Source organism: Hydrogenobacter hydrogenophilus, from assembly GCF_900215655.1.
In the GTDB taxonomy this organism is placed as follows: Bacteria; Aquificota; Aquificia; order Aquificales; family Aquificaceae; genus Hydrogenobacter; species Hydrogenobacter hydrogenophilus.
The window spans coordinates 20,511-36,013 of sequence record NZ_OBEN01000009.1; the positions used below are offsets into that span (position 1 = coordinate 20,511).

Here is a 15,503-nt window from a genome sequence, read left to right on the forward strand (position 1 = left end):
ATACCTGATGGCAAGTTTGATACTTTTATTCCTTAACTTGCTCTACTCAGCTTATGCGCTAAAAACATCTAAAGAGTATGCCAAAAAACTCTCCGAACTTAGATCCCAGTCTGAGAGATACCTTAAACTCAAAGCGGAGATAGACAGTAAGATCAACTATTCAACCGCTAAAAACTACGCCAAAAGCGATGCTTTTACACCTGTGGACTGGAGCAAAATAAGTATCCTGAAGGAAATCAAGTAAGCTCTTTAAAAATACTCAAAGCTACGTTAATCAAAAGCATGTTAATATAATCGCTCTTATATTAACATAGTTTAATTTTACGTTCTTGGGAGAAGACTGCTTCTTCCAAAACTCCCACCAGCTTTTATTAAGTTTAGTTTTGAGCTCTGCTATTAGTTCCGCCTTAGTTTGCAACTGCCCTTGAAGCTCTCCCAACTTGTACATGACTATGGTATTCGGAAAAGACACTACTATAGCACCAACACTGATCTGTTCCTCTTCCTTCAACTAGATGTAGAAATTGTGAATGACCCATGATATAACTTCTGTCTCCGATACACCAAGAATTTGAGATATTTCACTTAGCTCCCTTATCGTTTCGTAAGATAACCTAAAGTTCTTGCTCTTCTTCCTCATGTTTAATTTAGTGTATAGTTTTGTATAGATTTTGTATAGTGAAAAATTTATGAAGAAAGAGAGAAAGTTCTACTCTTGACTTTTACTATTGTAAGTATATATATACTTATTTAAGGAGGTGATAGATGAGTATCAGAGACTATCTCACACAAGAGCACAGAGAATGTGATGAGCTTTATGCAGAGGTTGAAAGCCTTCTGCAGGAAGATAATTGGGAGAGAGCTTTGGAGGCATTCAAAGCCTTTAAAGATGCTACCCTTCTGCACTTCAAAAAGGAGGAGGACATTCTCTTTCCTGCCTTTGAAGAAACCACCGGCATGGTTATGGGACCAACTCAAGTGATGAGAATGGAACACGCACAGGCAAAAGAGCTTATAGAGAGAATGGAAAAAGCTATTAAGGAAAGGGACAAGAAGTCTTTCCTGTCCTTAGGTGAAACCTTTATGGTGCTCATTCAACAGCATAACATGAAGGAAGAGCAGATCCTTTATCCCATGTGCGACCAGCACCTTCCTGCAAGCAATATAATAGAAAACATGGAAAGATTATGACGGGACTTTCTTTACAACAGGCACCGCCTTTTATAATAGTCTTTGGTTTTTTCTTAACTGCCTGCTCTTTTGGTGTAATCCTCTCTATTGCAGAGTTTTACATGGCTTTGAGACATGCTCTTTATCTACCTGCTTTAGTGCACCTATACACCTTAGGATTTGCTCTCTTTACTATGTTTGGAGCGCTCTTTCAGATGCTACCCGTAGTTGCAGGAGCGGTTATAAAAAATCCAAAACCTAAGGCTCTCATCTCTTATCTTTTACTCATCTCTGGAATACCTACATTTGTTTATTCCTTTATTTTTGGCAGGTTCATGCTTCTTGGTGCTCTCTTGACCTACGCAGGGATACTTTATACATCTCTACTCATGCTGTACCATCTTTTTAAGATCAAGAGCTTCACACCCACACCCAAGGGCATGAAGTTCTCCTTGGTGTTTCTCTTACTTGGTGCTACAGCAGGTCTATACCGCGTGCTTTCTTACTATGGCTATTTACCTACATGGGAAAAGGTGCTTGACCTTCACTATACCTTGCTTCTTTTTGGGTGGATAGGACTGCTCATATCTGCTGTTTCTTTTCAGGTAGTGGAGATGTTCTTTGTAGCTAAGGGTTATCCCAAACATTTTTCAGAAAATTTCCCTCTGCTTGTTTCGTTGTCCATCTTTCTATCTATCATGGGTAATTTCTTCAGTCTACTTCTGCTTTTTCTCTTCTTTGCATACTCTTTTCTGACACTAAAAGGGCTGATAGCAAGAAAAAGAAAAATTAAAGACTACACTCTGTACTTCTGGTATCTTGGGCAGATTAGCCTTGTGATCTCTCTTGTACTTTTTGGTTTTAAAGAGGGCTTTTTTATTCCTTTTCTCTTTTTCTATGCAGTTTTCTTTACCAGCATTATTATGGGTATGATGTACAGGATAATACCCTTTCTCGTGTGGTTCCACTCAAGCAATGAAGGAAGAAAAGATGTACCATTAATGTCAGAAGTGATACCTCCAGAAAGAATAAAGATTAGCTTCTACCTACACTCAGCTTGGGTTTTAATGACTGTGCTTATCTACCTACTGGGTGAAGGGTATCTTCTTGCGTCCGTTATCCATCTTATATCTTCCCTTTTTCTTCTTTACAACATATATAAAGGTGGCATTCTTTACTTTAAAACTCAACCCTGACCGCTACACCATGAAGTTTTCCGTGAGGGAATCTATAAAACTCTACAAAGCTTGGTGTGGTACGCTTTAGGAAACTGAAAAGTTTCCAAAGGAACTTATCAGTATATATGTACTCAACTCCGTAGAATATGGCTCTTTCGTAAATGCCTACCGCTCTTAGCTCTTTATCAATGTCTAACACTTCCATGTATCCGTATCTTATCTCCACAAGCCTAAGTCCTGTTGTGATTTCCATTAAGAGAGTACTCACACCAAAAGGTTCGTCCTTCTTTACCAAAGAAAGAAAGACATTGTCTTCGTATAGTATTCCGTGCTCAAAAAAGGTTTGGGTAACATAAGGGGGAATACTTTTTAGGTCTCTCACTAAGAATATGGCTGTGCCTTTTATCCTTGGGCTTTTTGCATAAAGTTCTTCAAACTTAAGGACAAACTCTTTGAAGGTTATAAACCTCATCTTTCTGTAAAGCTTGGATTGTCCCGAAGTATAAAGAACCATTACAGATATGGGAACCGATGCAAAAATAACAGACCAATAGGCGCCGTGAGGTATTTTGTAGAAGTTAGAGAGGAAGAACGCTATATCTACAAAGAGCAAGAAAACAGAACCTATGAAGTAAAAAACTTCCCTTTTCATGAGGTGTATAAAGGTTAGGAAAAAGCCCGTTATTGTCATCACAGCACTAACTGCAAATCCATAAGCGGATGCCATGTTATCAGAGGTTTTAAAGTTAAAGTACATAAATATTACACCCATCATCAGAGCCCAGTTAACTGCAGGTATGTATATTTGAGTGCTTAACTCAGTTGATGTATGTTTTATGTTTAGTAGTGGTGCTATCCTCACATTTATAGCCTGAAAAACTATTGAGAAGGCACCGCTTATGAGAGATTGAGATGCTATAATACCAGCAATAATTACCAAGATTAAGAAGGGAATGTAAAAAGTGTCTCCAAGAACTGCATGGGCAGACTCAAAAAACACAGCCTGCTCTTTGGAGGTCCCTCCCTTTAAAAGGAAAGATGCCTGACCCAGATAGTTAAGTACTAACATAGGAAAGACATAAATCCATGCCTGCCTTATGGCAACCCTTCCCAAATGTCCCATATCCGCATACATTGCCTCACCACCCGTTGCTGCAAGTATAACCTCGGAAAGTGCTACAAAGCCCTTTAAGGGATTGTTCATCAGGAACTCAACAGCATGATGAGGACTTAAAGTGTAAAGCACCTGTGGATAGGAAATAATATGATAAAAACCTATCAATCCTATGCTGGTAAACCAAAGGAACATTATAGGTCCAAAGTATTCACCTAACTTTCCAGTACCTTTGGATTGTAAAAGAAAAAGTCCAACGGTGATAATAAGTGCTATGAGTATTACCTCAAACTGTGGTGTGTGCTCAAAGCCCGGAATAAGCCTTATACCTTCTGCAGAGCTAAGGATAGTTATGGCTGGGGTTATAACACCATCTCCCAGCAAGAACCCAAGACCTATAAATACAAGTATCCTATAGAGCTTTCTGAGTTTTTTGCTTTTTGTCAATGACTTTGCTATTTCTCCAAGCACTACGGTGCCACCCTCGCCCTTTATGCTAAGATTCATGGCAAACCACGCATACTGAACAGTGACAAGGATAATGAGTGTCCAAATTATGAGAGAAACTATCCCCAATATCTCTTTCTGTGTAGGTTTTGTCAGCAATACTATAACGCTAAAAGTGTATAAAGGACTCGTTCCTAAATCTCCAAAGACAGCTCCCATAGCTCTGAGTGCCCCTTTGAGCATCACTCCATCTCCTTTATATGCACCTCTTTGAGCTGTTTTGGACTCACATAGTCTGGTGCACCCGTAAGGAGGCACACGCCTTTTTGTGTTTTTGGAAAGGCAATAACATCTCTTATGGAGTCTAAACTTCTCATTATGGCTATTAACCTATCCAATCCAAAGGCGAGTCCTCCGTGAGGTGGTGCTCCATACCTCAAAGCCTTAAGAAGAAAGCCAAACTTTTCCTCTGCTTCTATCTGTGATATACCTAAGAGTTTAAAAACAAGGTCTTGAACTTCCCTTTTGTGTATACGAATAGAACCGCCTCCTACCTCATACCCGTTTATTACCATGTCGTAAGCCCTTGCTTTTACTTTGCTTATGAGCTTCTTTTTCTCTTCTATATTGGAAGTTTCTAAGGCTTGTTTCAAAAGAGGTATGTCTTCTTCTTTGGGTGAGGTAAAGGGATGATGCAGAGCTACAAACCTACCTTCTTCCTCATCCCACTCCATAAGGGGGAAGTCTACGATCCAAAGCACATCAAACTTACCTTCATCTATAAGCTTGTACTTTTTGGCTATGTGAAGTCTCAGGTTTCCAAGGATTTTATAAACTGTCTCTCTTTGGTCTGCGGAAAAGAATATGGTGTCTCCTGCCTGCGCATTGGTTCTTTTGAGGAGTTCCTCTATCTCTTGCTTACTGAAGAACTTGACGATGGGAGAGTTTAGCTTGCCCTCTTCTACTCTTATCCAAGCTAAACCTTTTGCTCCAAGGGACTGTACAAACTGTGTAAGTTCGTCTATCTCCTTTCTTGAAAGATTTGATTCTTTGAAGTTTATGGCTTTTACTACACCACCTGCCTTTATGGTATCTGCAAACACTTTAAACTCTGTGTTTTTAAAGATGTCAGTAAGGTCTATAAGTTCTAAGCCAAAGCGCCTGTCTGGTTTGTCAGTGCCGTAGCGTTCCATAGCAGATGTATAAGACAGCCTTTCAAAGGGTCTTTTTAGCTCAATGCCCAAAAGCTCACTAAAGAGTGTGTATATGAGCTCTTCGCTAAAGCTCATAACATCCTCTTCTTCCACAAAGGACATCTCAAAGTCAATTTGGGTGAATTCTGGCTGGCGGTCTGCTCTTAGGTCTTCGTCTCTTAGACACCTTACTATCTGGAAGTATCTATCAAAACCTGCTACCATAAGTATCTGTTTGAATAGCTGAGGAGATTGGGGAAGGGCGTAAAACTTTCCTGGGTGAAGTCTGGAAGGCACTAAAAAGTCCCTTGCACCTTCTGGTGTGGATTTGGTCAAAAAGGGAGTTTCTATCTCCACAAAACCGTGTTTGAGAAAAACATTTCTGACGACCTGATAAGCTCTGTGTCTAAAAAGGAGGTTCTCTTTCATGCTTTCGCGCCTGAGGTCAAGGTATCTGTAGCGAAGCTTTAGCTCTTCGGATATGTGCGTCTCTTCGTCAACAGGAAAGGGTAGGGGGTCTGAGATGTTTAGAATTTGTATCTCTTGCGCTAACACTTCGTAGTTTCCCGTCTTTAGCTTGGGGTTTTCCGTTCCAGGTGGTCTGTTTCTTACCGTACCTTTTACTGCTATCACATACTCTGACTTTAGACTGTCTGCAACCTTGTAAGCTTGTGGGTAGGTTTTTTCTTCTGCCACTACCTGGACAATGCCCTCTCTGTCTCTTAGGTCTATAAATACTACACCACCGTGGTTTCTAACCCTGTGTACCCACCCGCACAGAACTAACTCTTTTCCAAGGTCTTCCTCAGATACCTGTCCGCAGTACTTGGTCCTTTTAAACATGGGAAATTTATTATAATAGTACTTTATGGTTCTGAGAGATGTTATGCTATTTCTTCACATAGTTCTTGCTTCTCTGTGGATAGGTGGTATGCTTTTCCTCGTATTGGTGCTCGCCCCTTTTGTCAGAAAGCTGCCCGCTAAGGATCAGATTTTTCAGGAAGTGGGTAGACGTTTTAGTTTTTATGGTACCCTTATTGCTCTTTTGGGACTCTTTATTACTGGTCTTTTCAATGTGCATTACATACTGGGATTTTCCAACATCTTTAACTTTTCAAACCCTTATACGCTTACACTGTGGCACAAAATAGGCCTTTTTATCCTCATAGTTATAATCTCTCTCCTTCACGACCTTTACTTTGGAAAAAGAGCTTTAGAAAGCACCTTTCACAGATGGATGGCACGCTTCTTAGGTTTTATAAATCTTCTTCTTAGCCTTGCTGTTGTGTACTTCGCGGTGCTTCTCAGGTTTGGTGGGTGAGCCTTTCAAGATCCTTAAAAAAGTCAGGGTAAGATACGGATACACACTCAGGATTATCTATGATAGTCTCCCCGTCAGCCACAAGACCCGCTATTGAAAAAGTCATAGCTATGCGGTGATCTTTGTAGGTTCTTATGTAAGCGCCCCTTAGTTTTTCAACGCCCTCTATGTAAAAGCCATCCTCGTACTCCTCTATCTTTGCACCCATACTTCTTAGGTTTTCTACAACCGCCTTGATTCTGTCGCTTTCCTTTACCCTAAGCTCTTGAGCACCCCTAACGGAAGATGTGCCCTCTGCTAAGGACATTATCAGAGCCAAAAGAGGAAGCTCATCTATAACAGATGGGATATCTTCCTCACCCACATTTATCCCTCTTAACCTTCCCTTCCCTTTAACCCATATGTCCGCTATGGGTTCTCCAGAAATCTCTCTTAAGTTTAGATACTCTATATGAGCTCCCATCTGTTTAAGCTTTCTAAAAAAGCCATCTCTGGTTGGATTTACTAAGACATCTTTGAGGATGAGCTCGGAACCTTCTATAAGAACTGCAAGTGCAACAAAGAAAGCAGAGGAAGACGGATCTGCTGGACAGTATACCTCGCAACCATAAAGCTTTTGTCCACCTTTTATTTTTACTATATGTCCGTCTACACCTTCCAACTGGGTTATCTCCGCCCCAAAAAGCCTGAGCATCCTTTCCGTGTGGTCTCTTGAAAGGTAAGGTTCTGTTATCTCGGTAATACCATCTGCTTTTAATGATGCCAAAAGTAGTGCAGATTTTACCTGAGCGGATGCTCTCTTGTTGAAAAAAGAGATTCCCTTTAGTTTACCACCTCTTATAGCTACGGGGAGTTTGTTTCCTTTTTCCCTACCATCAAGCCATGCTCCCATCTGCCTGAGGGGTTCTACCACCCTAAGCATGGGTCTGTTTCTTAGACTTTCATCTCCTGTAATGACACTGAAAAAATCCTGAGTTGAAAGCACACCCATAAGAAGTCTTGCAGTAGTTCCCGAATTTTTAGCATCAAGGATGTTTGATGGTTCATTGAATAAGTAATCTCTTCCTTCTATTATCACTTCGTTGCCCTTCATGTGTGCTTTTACTCCTAACTGGAGCACGGCATTAAAAGTCGCTTTTGTATCCTCAGACACAAGCCAGTTTCTTATGACACTTTTGCCCTCTGCGATGGAGGATATAAGAATAGCTCTATGGGATATGGACTTGTCAGAAGGCACTCTGATTTCACCTTTTACCATCTTTATCTTTTTTAGAGTGAGCATCTTACTAAAGTATTATAACAACAGTTTATAAAAAATTTATGCTCCCAACCTAAACTTGAAAAATAATGGACATAGTAGAGGTGAATACGCCAGACCTTTTGGAAAAGCTAAAATCCTTAGAACTGAAAGTCTGGAAAGGACTCAGCGATATTGAAGTAAAAGAACTGCTACAGCACAAAAAAGCTTACATGTTTAGGTCTTCAACACAGGAAGTAGGATATTTAGTCTACAGCTATAGAAGAGGTAGAGCCTACATTGAAGACCTTGTAATTAGCGATTCCGCTCACTTTATACCCATAATGAGAAGCATAGAGAAGATCTTCAAACCCGCATCCATAGTTGCCCTTATAGAACCTCATTTTATGTGGTTTTTCTCACCAAAAAGAGAAAGGATACTTAAAAATTCAGGTTATAAATTAAGTAAAGTTAGGAGATTTAAACTTTTTGGCGAGGACTTCCTTTATGTGAGGTTAGTATATGAAAGTTCTTCTGGTTGAGGACGAAATAGATTTAGCGCTTCCCATAAGCAAGCTTTTCTCTTCTGCAGGTTGGGATTGTGCGGTAGCCAAAAGTGTGAGCTCTGCTCTTGAATTGCTTGAAAGGGAAGTTTTTGATGTGTGCGTGCTTGATCTTTTCCTTGGTAGAGAAGATGGGACTAAGCTTATACCCATACTTAGCGATAAGAACATTCCCATAGTAGTTTTAACAGTAGTGGATGATGTTTCTGAAAAGGTAAGATGTTTGAAGATGGGAGCTGATGATTATATGGTAAAACCTTTTAATCCAGAAGAGCTTTTAACAAGGATAGAGACTGTTCTAAGAAGAGTGAAAAACATTACAAAAAACCGAACAATAGTGTACGAAGATATGGAGATAGATCCCTTTTCCATGACTGTGCGCATAAAGGGGGAGACCCTTTTACTTCCTAAGAAACAGGTAATGATCCTTATAAAGCTTCTGGAAAATGTAGGAAAGGTGACTTCTTATAACACTTTATTTTCTTATGCGTGGACTTCTTACGAAGATGCAAGCATAGACGCTCTTAGAACGCATGTTCATAATTTAAGAAAATTATTAAGAAATTATGGATTTGACATAATAAGCTATCCAGGTATAGGATATACCCTAAGGTATGAAAAGTCCAAAGAACCTGTATAAAGCTTTCTTTTTTAACTTTTTCAAATTCCTCTTACCCATAGGTACTTTTTTTACCTTTAGTTTTTGGAGTTTTAAATCATACATAAATGACTTAGAAAGCGACTACCTTCTGAAAACAGGTGAGAAACTCGTAGATTTTTTAAACCATGATGAGGACATTTTTGACAACCAGTACCTGGGTTATGACTATATAATCCTGATAACAGACAGTAAAGGGAAAATACTCAGCTCTAACAGAAGGTTGGATAGTTTAAGAGACGCAAACTACCTGATAAGTCTAAAACCTATGCCCGGTCAGGCTCAAGACATTGGGAACTATTTAGCTTATGTAGATAAATTTCTGTGCGGTACTTCTCTTTGTAAGGTGGTTGTTGCGCTATCTAAGGCAAAAATAGAAAAAAGAGTGAATCTCCTTCTTCTATCTTCTGTGTTTTCCTCTGTTATAACTGCTTTACTTATAGCTTTTCTGTCTGTGCTTGACATAAGAAAGCATCTGCATGATTATGAGCTTTACTCAAAGGAGCTAAGGAAAGTTGCCCTTTACTTATCTCACGAGGTAAAAACTCCTCTAAGTATAATACTCATGAACTTATCCCATATAAAGGCAGATGAGGATGTAAGACAAGCTATAGAAAGAGCCATAAGGCGCATCATAAAACTTATGAAGAATCTAAAGGTACTTTCAGAACTTGAGCTAAAACCTACAAGAATCACACTGATAAACATAAAGGGTCTTATATCTGAGTTGGTGGAGTTTTACCAAGCTAACCTGTATGCCAAAAACCTCACCATAAGTGTTGACCATGTTCCCAATGTGCAGGTGCTTTCTGATTACGAGCTTATCTACACTTTGTTTCTTAACCTTCTGGACAATGCGGTAAAATACGCTAAGGAAGGTACACAGATAAAAATAAGTGGAGAGGTTAGAAACAGCAAACTAAGGGTACTTATGAGCAACATAACTGATGAGAAAAATCGTCTTGATATGGAAGATGAATCTTACGGACTGGGTCTTACTATAGTGGATGAAGTAGCCAAAAGATTAGGTATACAGGTGAGCTTTAAAAGGGATGCCTCTCTTTTTACGGTAGTGCTGGATCTGCAAGTAGGTAAAGAGGAGTGATGCCTTTCCTCTTGTATGTACTCTTTGAATTTGTAGATACCATATTTTCTTCTTTTTTGATCTACATCTACTTTCCCTCAAAAAGCTACGGAATTTTAAGTGCAAGCACCTACGGCTATGCTATAACTGTAGCAAACGCTTTAGGTTTTTTACTTTTGTGGGCAGGTATGTACGGCATCAGAGCCTTAAATTACAGTTTTTATATCATTACGCTTCTTGTTCTCTGCCTACTAATAGGTTTTCTACCTTACAACTCCTTTGTGTTAATTCTTCTTTTTCTTTTTGTGGTCTTTCACACAGCTTTTTTCTTCTGGTATGAAGTATTGGCAACCAAGTTTGAAAAGTTTGAAATTGCAGTGGGATTATCCTATGCAAGTGGTTTTTTAGCTTTAGGCTTGCTCATGCTCTTTGAAAGTTTAAATCTGCCTTTGTTGTCTTTGCTTTACTCCTTTGCCTTGCTCTCCATGTTGTTTTTAAGGGGTGTTCCCTTTGGTGTCAAAAGGCTGAGTTTTTCTCAGATAAAGAGACCTAAGTTCTTGGCGGAAGTGTTTACAGTTTGGATTATGGGTGAGTATGCGGAAGTTTTATCTTCCATGGCTTACTATGTGCTCAGAGATAGCTCTGCACTTAATGAAGCTTATATACACAAGCTTTTTGGAATAGCATTGCTTACAGCGTTTTTCTGTGCAATACTTTCACCTTTCCTGATGGAAAAGCTCGGAATAAAGAACTTTGGGACGCTTACCATCTTTATCATGATGTGTATACCCGCTCTTCTGGGATTTCCGTCGCTTTTTCCTCTTCTTGCAGTGATGGTAGGTGTCAGCATAGCATTTTACTGGGTATTTTTCCGTACTTACCTTTACTATAGGTATCCAAAGGAAGAGTACATACACAGGTTTATGTTTTTTTATTTCGCATCGCACCTGGGGGGGATTTTCCTATACTCCACTTTATTTGAAATTTTTCATAGCCATCAGCTTAGTCTTTTGGCTTTTTCTGCGTTGTTGATTCCTACACTTGCTTTAAATCTTTTCTTTCTGTGAGCTTAGCTTTAGCTTAAGCCTGCAAACATTGCAAAGGGAATTGCTAGAGGGTTCTCCGCAAACCTCACACTTTTGCAAGTTTCCCTTTGAGCTTTCCTTCAGAAGGGGATACAGCTTCCTTAAAAACTCACTGTAAAATCTCAGCTTTGTTCCAGGGCTTTTATCCTCAAGTTGCGAGAGGTAAAGCTTGTGCTCTATAGATGTAGCACCTTCGGAGAAGGGACACTCCTCTTCTATATAATCTATACCCGACAAAACTGCATACAAAGCGCTCTCTTTCTCGCTTATCTTACACAGAGGCTTTACCTTTCTGACAAACCCATCATCCTCTGGCAAAACCGGATACTGCCTTTTCAGATACTCCACATTCCAGTTTAAGGTGTTTACAAACAGAACTGCAGACTCATCATCTAAGTTGTGTCCAGTAGCCAGTACTGTGTATCCTTTTTCTCTTGCAAATTTGTTCATATAGTATCTCTTTACGCTACCGCACAGAGAACATGCAGGCCTACTATCGTAAGATTTGAGCTCAGGGACGCTTGCTATCTCCTTAGAAAGGTCTAAGGTGTGTAGGGTAAGCTGGTGCTTTTCCGCAAAGTCCTTAGCTTTTTGTAAAGACTTTTGAGAGTAATCACCTATACCTAAGTTTATGTAAAAACCGTCTGCTTGATAGCCAAGTTTGATGAGTGCATGCCACAGGGAGAGGCTATCTTTACCCCCGGACACTGCGACAAGAATTTTCTCTTCCTTTGTGAACATGTTAAACTCTTTTATGGTTCTCTCTACTCTGTTTTCAAACCACTCTAAGTAGTGCTCTCCGCAAAGAGAGAGTCTATGAGAGTGCAGGTAAATTTGCGCCTTCTTACCACACTTTATACACCTTCTCAAAGTACACCTCCGGATATGGCATTTATGACCCTTACACGATCACCAGGGTTTATAGTTTCTTCTTCACTTACCACCTGATCGTTCTTAACAACAAAGGCATAATCTCTTGAGAGGTTCAGGGCTTTAAGAATGTCTTTTGCTCTGACCTTCTCTCCTTCAAAGTGTAATATCTTTTCTTGACCTCTGTAGATGACCTTTATCTCCATAATTATATAAATTGTTTCAGAAATCTAAGGTCGTTCTCGTAAAAGAGCTTTATGTTGTCTATGCCAAAGTAGAGCATGGAAAGCCTTTCCACACCCATTCCAAAGGCAAAACCTTGATAAAGCTCCGTATCTACACCACAGTTTTCTAAAACCTTGGGATGCACCATACCACAACCCATAACCTCCAGCCATCCAGAACCCTTACACACCCTACATCCCAAACCTTCACATATTACACAACCTATATCAACTTCTGCAGAAGGCTCTGTAAAAGGAAAGTAAGATGCTCTGAACCTTACAGGTACATTTTTCTCAAAAAAGGTTCTTAGAAAAGCTTCTATGGTATACTTCATGTGCTTGAAATTTGCATACTCATTCACTACAAGACCCTCTACCTGATGAAACATGGGTGAATGAGTAGGGTCATCATCTCTTCTATAAACTTTGCCAGGTGCTATGACCTGTATGGGTGGTTTCTGAAGAAGCATGACCCTTATCTGTGCCGGAGAAGTGTGAGTCCTCAGAAGATACCCCTCTTTGTTTATATAGAAAGTATCCTGCATGTCTCTTGCCGGGTGTTCTTTGGGTATGTTCAAAAGATCAAAGTTATAACTTTCAAGTTCCATCTCTGGACCTTCAAATACTGAAAAACCCATACTGACAAATATGTCTCTTATCCTCGTAAGCGTCTGTGTGATGGGGTGCAGAGCTCCTACCAGACTTTCTAAGGGTACGGACATGTCTACCCATTGAGCGCTGAGCTTTTCTTCTATCTCAAGATTTCTAAGGTATTCTTCCTTTTCTTTTATAAGTTTCTCCACAAATTCCTTCAGGACGTTCAGTTCTGAGCCATACTCCTTTCTTTTCTCCTGAGGCAGATCCTTTATGCTTTTAAGAGAAAGGCTGATAATTCCCTCTTTTCCAAGATACTTTGCCTTTACTTCGGATAGTTTTTGCAAACTGTCCGCTTTCTTTATGTCTTTTTCTGCTTGTCTTTTTACCTCTGATGGGTCTATCATAAGGCTGATTTAGCTCTGTTTACTATGTGCGCAAAGCCCTCTGGGTCCCTCACTGCCATTTCAGCGAGAACCTTCCTGTTTAGGTCTATACCTGCCTTCTTTAGACCCGCCATAAACTTGCTGTAGGACATACCGTGAAGCCTAACCGCTGCGTTTATCCTTGCTATCCACAGCCTTCTGAACTCTCTTTTTCTCTGTCTTCTGTCTCTGTACTGGTACTGCAAAGCTCTGAATACATACTCTTTTGCTCTTCTGTAAACATTCTTCCTTTGCCCTCTAAAACCCTTCGCGAGCTTTAGTATCTTCTTTTTAAACTTCCTTGAAGACGGACCTTTTACTCTCATCTTTTACCTCCTAAGAGGAGGAATATTATATTACACTTTTTAAGATATCTTATCCGAACATATCCCTCCACAAACCTTTTGCCCATTCTATATACCTCTTAGCGGTAGATTCCCTCCTTTGATTGTCTTCTCTGTGTATGGGTATAAACCTTCCTTTGTCTTTCTCGTACTTGAAGCTCGTCTCCGTCATTATGGCTTCTTTATCACTTACCATAGCGTAGCAAACCATCTGTAAAAGCTCTTCCTTTACTTCTCTTCCCTTTAATCTTGCGCTTATGATTTTGGCAACTACCTTTCCTTCAGAGTGAGCTGCATAACCACTTTTTGGCAGGTAGCTGACGCAAGCATCACCTATGACGAAGACATTTTCCATATGCGTTTCGAAGGTTAACGGGTTTACGCTTACCCATTTTTCTTTCTTTTTGATGAGTCCTGCAGAAGCCAAAATGCTGTTAGCCTTCATAGGCGGTATTATGTTTGCAATGTCAAACTTGAAGTCTCCGTGAGATGTTTTAACTATCCTTTTCCTTACATCTACATCCTTTACCTCCGCAGATGTCACATAGGTGGCAACATCTTTATAAAGGTCATAGTAAGCAGACATAAAGCCTTCTGAGTTTATAAGTGGTCTTTCGTTGGCATCTATGAAGTAGAGGTGTGCTTTTAGTTTGTTTCTCTTTATCATGTTTGCTATGAGAGCTGCTCTTTCATAAGGTGCTGGTGGACACCTGTAGGGTGGTGGAGGGACTGTTATTACTATATCTCCACCTTCAAACTCACTTAGAAGCTTTTTGAGGTATATGTGTTCGGAGCCAGGTTTAAAAGCAGGAGGGTAATAAACGAGACTTTCTGAGTAAAAGGGCTTATCTTCCACATCGTAATCTATGCCAGGAGATAGGATTAAAAAGTCATAGTTCACATATCCCTGAGAGGTTTTGACTGCTTTTTTATCAAGCTCTATGGCTATCACTTTGTCCGTGATCACCTTTACACCATGCTTAACTTCCAAGGTATTGTAAGCAAAGCACAAAGAAGTGAGCTCCATCAAACCTGCCAGAAAGTGATTAGAAAGAGGACACGACATAAAAAAGGGTCTTTCCTCTATCAGAACTACACTTAGGTCTGGGTTCTCTTTTTTAAGATATTTTGCAGCAGTAACACCGCCGTACCCACCACCCACTATTACCACCTTTGCGCTTCCTCTCTTTGGCTGGTTTTTAGAGAAGGCTATTGTGGGAAAGAGACTTAACCCTGCAACTGTCTTTATAATGTCCCTTCTACTAACACCTGATGGTTTCTTTGACATACTTTTCCACCTCCAAAACAATGCATTTATCCACGAGTTCCTTTGCCTTAGCGGAAGAGCCGTACTGTTTCCTCAGATCCGTTTTGTAGTTCTCAAAAAAGGCATCAAACTGGTCTTTTCCAAGAATACCTACTGCGAAAAGCTTACCACCATCTTCTTCCAATACCACCGACGCCAAAGGCAGTTCTGCTGGACCCTCTAAAACCTTTCCTCCCGCCTTTGGATCAAAGACAGAGAGGTGCGCACAGCACTGTATTACACCTGCTTTTTTTGTAGTTCCTGAGGGTTTATCAGGAGGGTAATAATTTATAAATGCGTACTCTTTTGTAGGATAGCTCCATTGATGAGAACATATGGCAGAGTAAGCCACTATACTCTTTTTGCTTCCCACACCACCTTTCCAAAGGTAAGTTTTTCCATCACTCAGCTTTACTTCTACACCTTTTACCTCTTCCCCAAGATTTAAAAGAAAGCAAGGTGTAGAGGTAAAAGGATAAAAGAATAAATACTCCTTATGAGGGAGTATGTCTTTTTCAGTGATGGGTGAGCCGTCCTCTTTGATAAGAAGGGCTTTGTTGTAGAGTTTTAAGAATCCTTCCTGATTAGCTAATACATTAGAAAAAAAAGAAGCGTCCAAAAAGGACGCCACAGCCACAGTTCCACAGGTTTTTATGAAGTCCCTCCTGTTCATACCTATACTCCTATCAA

17 protein-coding genes are annotated in these 15,503 nt (G+C 40.0%); 8 read left to right on the forward strand and 9 right to left on the reverse strand.

The features are described from left to right. The first annotated feature begins 7 nt into the window (after nt 1-7). From CP948_RS07195 to CP948_RS07210, 3 genes are all read left to right on the forward strand, one after another. Nucleotides 8-244, forward strand: a complete 237-nt coding sequence (locus CP948_RS07195) for a hypothetical protein (protein ID WP_245810114.1) — start codon at nt 8-10, stop codon at nt 242-244. 521 nt (nt 245-765) lie between these two features. Continuing rightward, on the forward strand, nt 766-1,191 hold the full coding sequence (locus tag CP948_RS07205; protein WP_096602855.1) for a hemerythrin domain-containing protein: 426 nt from the start codon (nt 766-768) through the stop codon (nt 1,189-1,191). Then, the gene (locus tag CP948_RS07210) at nt 1,188-2,366 is read left to right on the forward strand and encodes a hypothetical protein (protein ID WP_096602857.1); all 1,179 of its coding nucleotides are present in this window, start codon (nt 1,188-1,190) and stop codon (nt 2,364-2,366) included. The genes CP948_RS07205 and CP948_RS07210 overlap by 4 nt, the downstream gene beginning before the upstream one ends. Here CP948_RS07210 and CP948_RS07215 read toward each other — a convergent pair. After that, nucleotides 2,350-4,152, reverse strand: coding sequence for a KUP/HAK/KT family potassium transporter (locus CP948_RS07215; RefSeq protein ID WP_096602859.1), 1,803 nt, complete (start codon nt 4,150-4,152; stop codon nt 2,350-2,352). The two genes, CP948_RS07210 and CP948_RS07215, sit on opposite strands and share 17 nt — an antisense overlap. Continuing rightward, on the reverse strand, nt 4,152-5,945 hold the full coding sequence (aspS, locus tag CP948_RS07220; protein ID WP_096602861.1) for an aspartate--tRNA ligase: 1,794 nt from the start codon (nt 5,943-5,945) through the stop codon (nt 4,152-4,154). Before aspS ends, CP948_RS07215 begins: the two co-directional genes overlap by 1 nt. Nucleotides 5,946-5,970: 25 nt before the next feature. Between aspS and CP948_RS07225 the strand changes: the two genes are divergently transcribed. Beyond that, a complete protein-coding gene (locus CP948_RS07225) occupies nt 5,971-6,423 on the forward strand; it encodes a hypothetical protein (RefSeq protein ID WP_096602863.1) in 453 nt (150 codons plus the stop codon). On the opposite strand, the gene aroA is transcribed toward CP948_RS07225, so the two are convergent. Next, nucleotides 6,407-7,705 (reverse strand): 3-phosphoshikimate 1-carboxyvinyltransferase, encoded by a 1,299-nt coding sequence (gene aroA, locus CP948_RS07230; protein ID WP_096602865.1) that lies wholly within the window; start codon nt 7,703-7,705, stop codon nt 6,407-6,409. The two genes, CP948_RS07225 and aroA, sit on opposite strands and share 17 nt — an antisense overlap. Before the next feature lie 65 nt (nt 7,706-7,770). On the opposite strand from aroA, the gene CP948_RS07235 reads away from it, so the two are divergent. The 4 genes from CP948_RS07235 to CP948_RS07250 are packed head-to-tail and all read left to right on the forward strand — an operon-like array spanning nt 7,771 to nt 11,032. Next, nucleotides 7,771-8,202, forward strand: a complete 432-nt coding sequence (locus tag CP948_RS07235) for a hypothetical protein (protein ID WP_096602867.1) — start codon at nt 7,771-7,773, stop codon at nt 8,200-8,202. Continuing rightward, on the forward strand, nt 8,183-8,863 hold the full coding sequence (locus CP948_RS07240) for a response regulator transcription factor (protein WP_096602869.1): 681 nt from the start codon (nt 8,183-8,185) through the stop codon (nt 8,861-8,863). The genes CP948_RS07235 and CP948_RS07240 overlap by 20 nt, the downstream gene beginning before the upstream one ends. Then, nucleotides 8,838-9,986, forward strand: coding sequence for a sensor histidine kinase (locus CP948_RS07245; RefSeq protein ID WP_096602871.1), 1,149 nt, complete (start codon nt 8,838-8,840; stop codon nt 9,984-9,986). The genes CP948_RS07240 and CP948_RS07245 overlap by 26 nt, the downstream gene beginning before the upstream one ends. After that, nucleotides 9,986-11,032 (forward strand): hypothetical protein, encoded by a 1,047-nt coding sequence (locus CP948_RS07250; protein WP_096602873.1) that lies wholly within the window; start codon nt 9,986-9,988, stop codon nt 11,030-11,032. The genes CP948_RS07245 and CP948_RS07250 overlap by 1 nt, the downstream gene beginning before the upstream one ends. On the opposite strand, the gene CP948_RS07255 is transcribed toward CP948_RS07250, so the two are convergent. The 6 genes from CP948_RS07255 to CP948_RS07280 are packed head-to-tail and all read right to left on the reverse strand — an operon-like array spanning nt 11,012 to nt 15,486. Then, a complete protein-coding gene (locus tag CP948_RS07255) occupies nt 11,012-11,920 on the reverse strand; it encodes a TIGR00269 family protein (RefSeq protein WP_096602875.1) in 909 nt (302 codons plus the stop codon). The two genes, CP948_RS07250 and CP948_RS07255, sit on opposite strands and share 21 nt — an antisense overlap. Beyond that, nucleotides 11,917-12,126 (reverse strand): MoaD/ThiS family protein, encoded by a 210-nt coding sequence (locus tag CP948_RS07260; protein ID WP_096602877.1) that lies wholly within the window; start codon nt 12,124-12,126, stop codon nt 11,917-11,919. Before CP948_RS07260 ends, CP948_RS07255 begins: the two co-directional genes overlap by 4 nt. A 2-nt stretch (nt 12,127-12,128) precedes the next feature. Further along, on the reverse strand, nt 12,129-13,145 hold the full coding sequence (pheS, locus tag CP948_RS07265; RefSeq protein WP_096602879.1) for a phenylalanine--tRNA ligase subunit alpha: 1,017 nt from the start codon (nt 13,143-13,145) through the stop codon (nt 12,129-12,131). Continuing rightward, nucleotides 13,142-13,489 (reverse strand): 50S ribosomal protein L20, encoded by a 348-nt coding sequence (gene rplT, locus CP948_RS07270; RefSeq protein ID WP_096602881.1) that lies wholly within the window; start codon nt 13,487-13,489, stop codon nt 13,142-13,144. Before rplT ends, pheS begins: the two co-directional genes overlap by 4 nt. A gap of 49 nt (nt 13,490-13,538) precedes the next feature. Further along, nucleotides 13,539-14,795, reverse strand: a complete 1,257-nt coding sequence (locus tag CP948_RS07275; RefSeq protein ID WP_096602883.1) for an FAD-dependent oxidoreductase — start codon at nt 14,793-14,795, stop codon at nt 13,539-13,541. Continuing rightward, nucleotides 14,770-15,486 (reverse strand): Rieske 2Fe-2S domain-containing protein, encoded by a 717-nt coding sequence (locus CP948_RS07280; RefSeq protein WP_096602885.1) that lies wholly within the window; start codon nt 15,484-15,486, stop codon nt 14,770-14,772. Before CP948_RS07280 ends, CP948_RS07275 begins: the two co-directional genes overlap by 26 nt. Nucleotides 15,487-15,503 lie beyond the last annotated feature (17 nt).

What these genes read in the sequence shown, in the direction of transcription:
- CP948_RS07225 (WP_096602863.1), top strand. Translation starts at nt 5,971, where the DNA reads ATGGTTCTGAGAGATGTTATGCTATTTCTTCACATAGTTCTTGCTTCT.
- CP948_RS07235 (WP_096602867.1), top strand. Translation starts at nt 7,771, where the DNA reads ATGGACATAGTAGAGGTGAATACGCCAGACCTTTTGGAAAAGCTAAAA.
- rplT (WP_096602881.1), bottom strand. Translation starts at nt 13,489, where the DNA reads ATGAGAGTAAAAGGTCCGTCTTCAAGGAAGTTTAAAAAGAAGATACTA.
- CP948_RS07275 (WP_096602883.1), bottom strand. Translation starts at nt 14,795, where the DNA reads ATGTCAAAGAAACCATCAGGTGTTAGTAGAAGGGACATTATAAAGACA.
- aroA (WP_096602865.1), bottom strand. Translation starts at nt 7,705, where the DNA reads ATGCTCACTCTAAAAAAGATAAAGATGGTAAAAGGTGAAATCAGAGTG.
- CP948_RS07260 (WP_096602877.1), bottom strand. Translation starts at nt 12,126, where the DNA reads ATGGAGATAAAGGTCATCTACAGAGGTCAAGAAAAGATATTACACTTT.
- CP948_RS07280 (WP_096602885.1), bottom strand. Translation starts at nt 15,486, where the DNA reads ATGAACAGGAGGGACTTCATAAAAACCTGTGGAACTGTGGCTGTGGCG.
- CP948_RS07205 (WP_096602855.1), top strand. Translation starts at nt 766, where the DNA reads ATGAGTATCAGAGACTATCTCACACAAGAGCACAGAGAATGTGATGAG.
- CP948_RS07245 (WP_096602871.1), top strand. Translation starts at nt 8,838, where the DNA reads ATGAAAAGTCCAAAGAACCTGTATAAAGCTTTCTTTTTTAACTTTTTC.
- aspS (WP_096602861.1), bottom strand. Translation starts at nt 5,945, where the DNA reads ATGTTTAAAAGGACCAAGTACTGCGGACAGGTATCTGAGGAAGACCTT.
- CP948_RS07215 (WP_096602859.1), bottom strand. Translation starts at nt 4,152, where the DNA reads ATGCTCAAAGGGGCACTCAGAGCTATGGGAGCTGTCTTTGGAGATTTA.
- CP948_RS07240 (WP_096602869.1), top strand. Translation starts at nt 8,183, where the DNA reads ATGAAAGTTCTTCTGGTTGAGGACGAAATAGATTTAGCGCTTCCCATA.
- pheS (WP_096602879.1), bottom strand. Translation starts at nt 13,145, where the DNA reads ATGATAGACCCATCAGAGGTAAAAAGACAAGCAGAAAAAGACATAAAG.
- CP948_RS07210 (WP_096602857.1), top strand. Translation starts at nt 1,188, where the DNA reads ATGACGGGACTTTCTTTACAACAGGCACCGCCTTTTATAATAGTCTTT.
- CP948_RS07195 (WP_245810114.1), top strand. Translation starts at nt 8, where the DNA reads ATGGCAAGTTTGATACTTTTATTCCTTAACTTGCTCTACTCAGCTTAT.
- CP948_RS07250 (WP_096602873.1), top strand. Translation starts at nt 9,986, where the DNA reads ATGCCTTTCCTCTTGTATGTACTCTTTGAATTTGTAGATACCATATTT.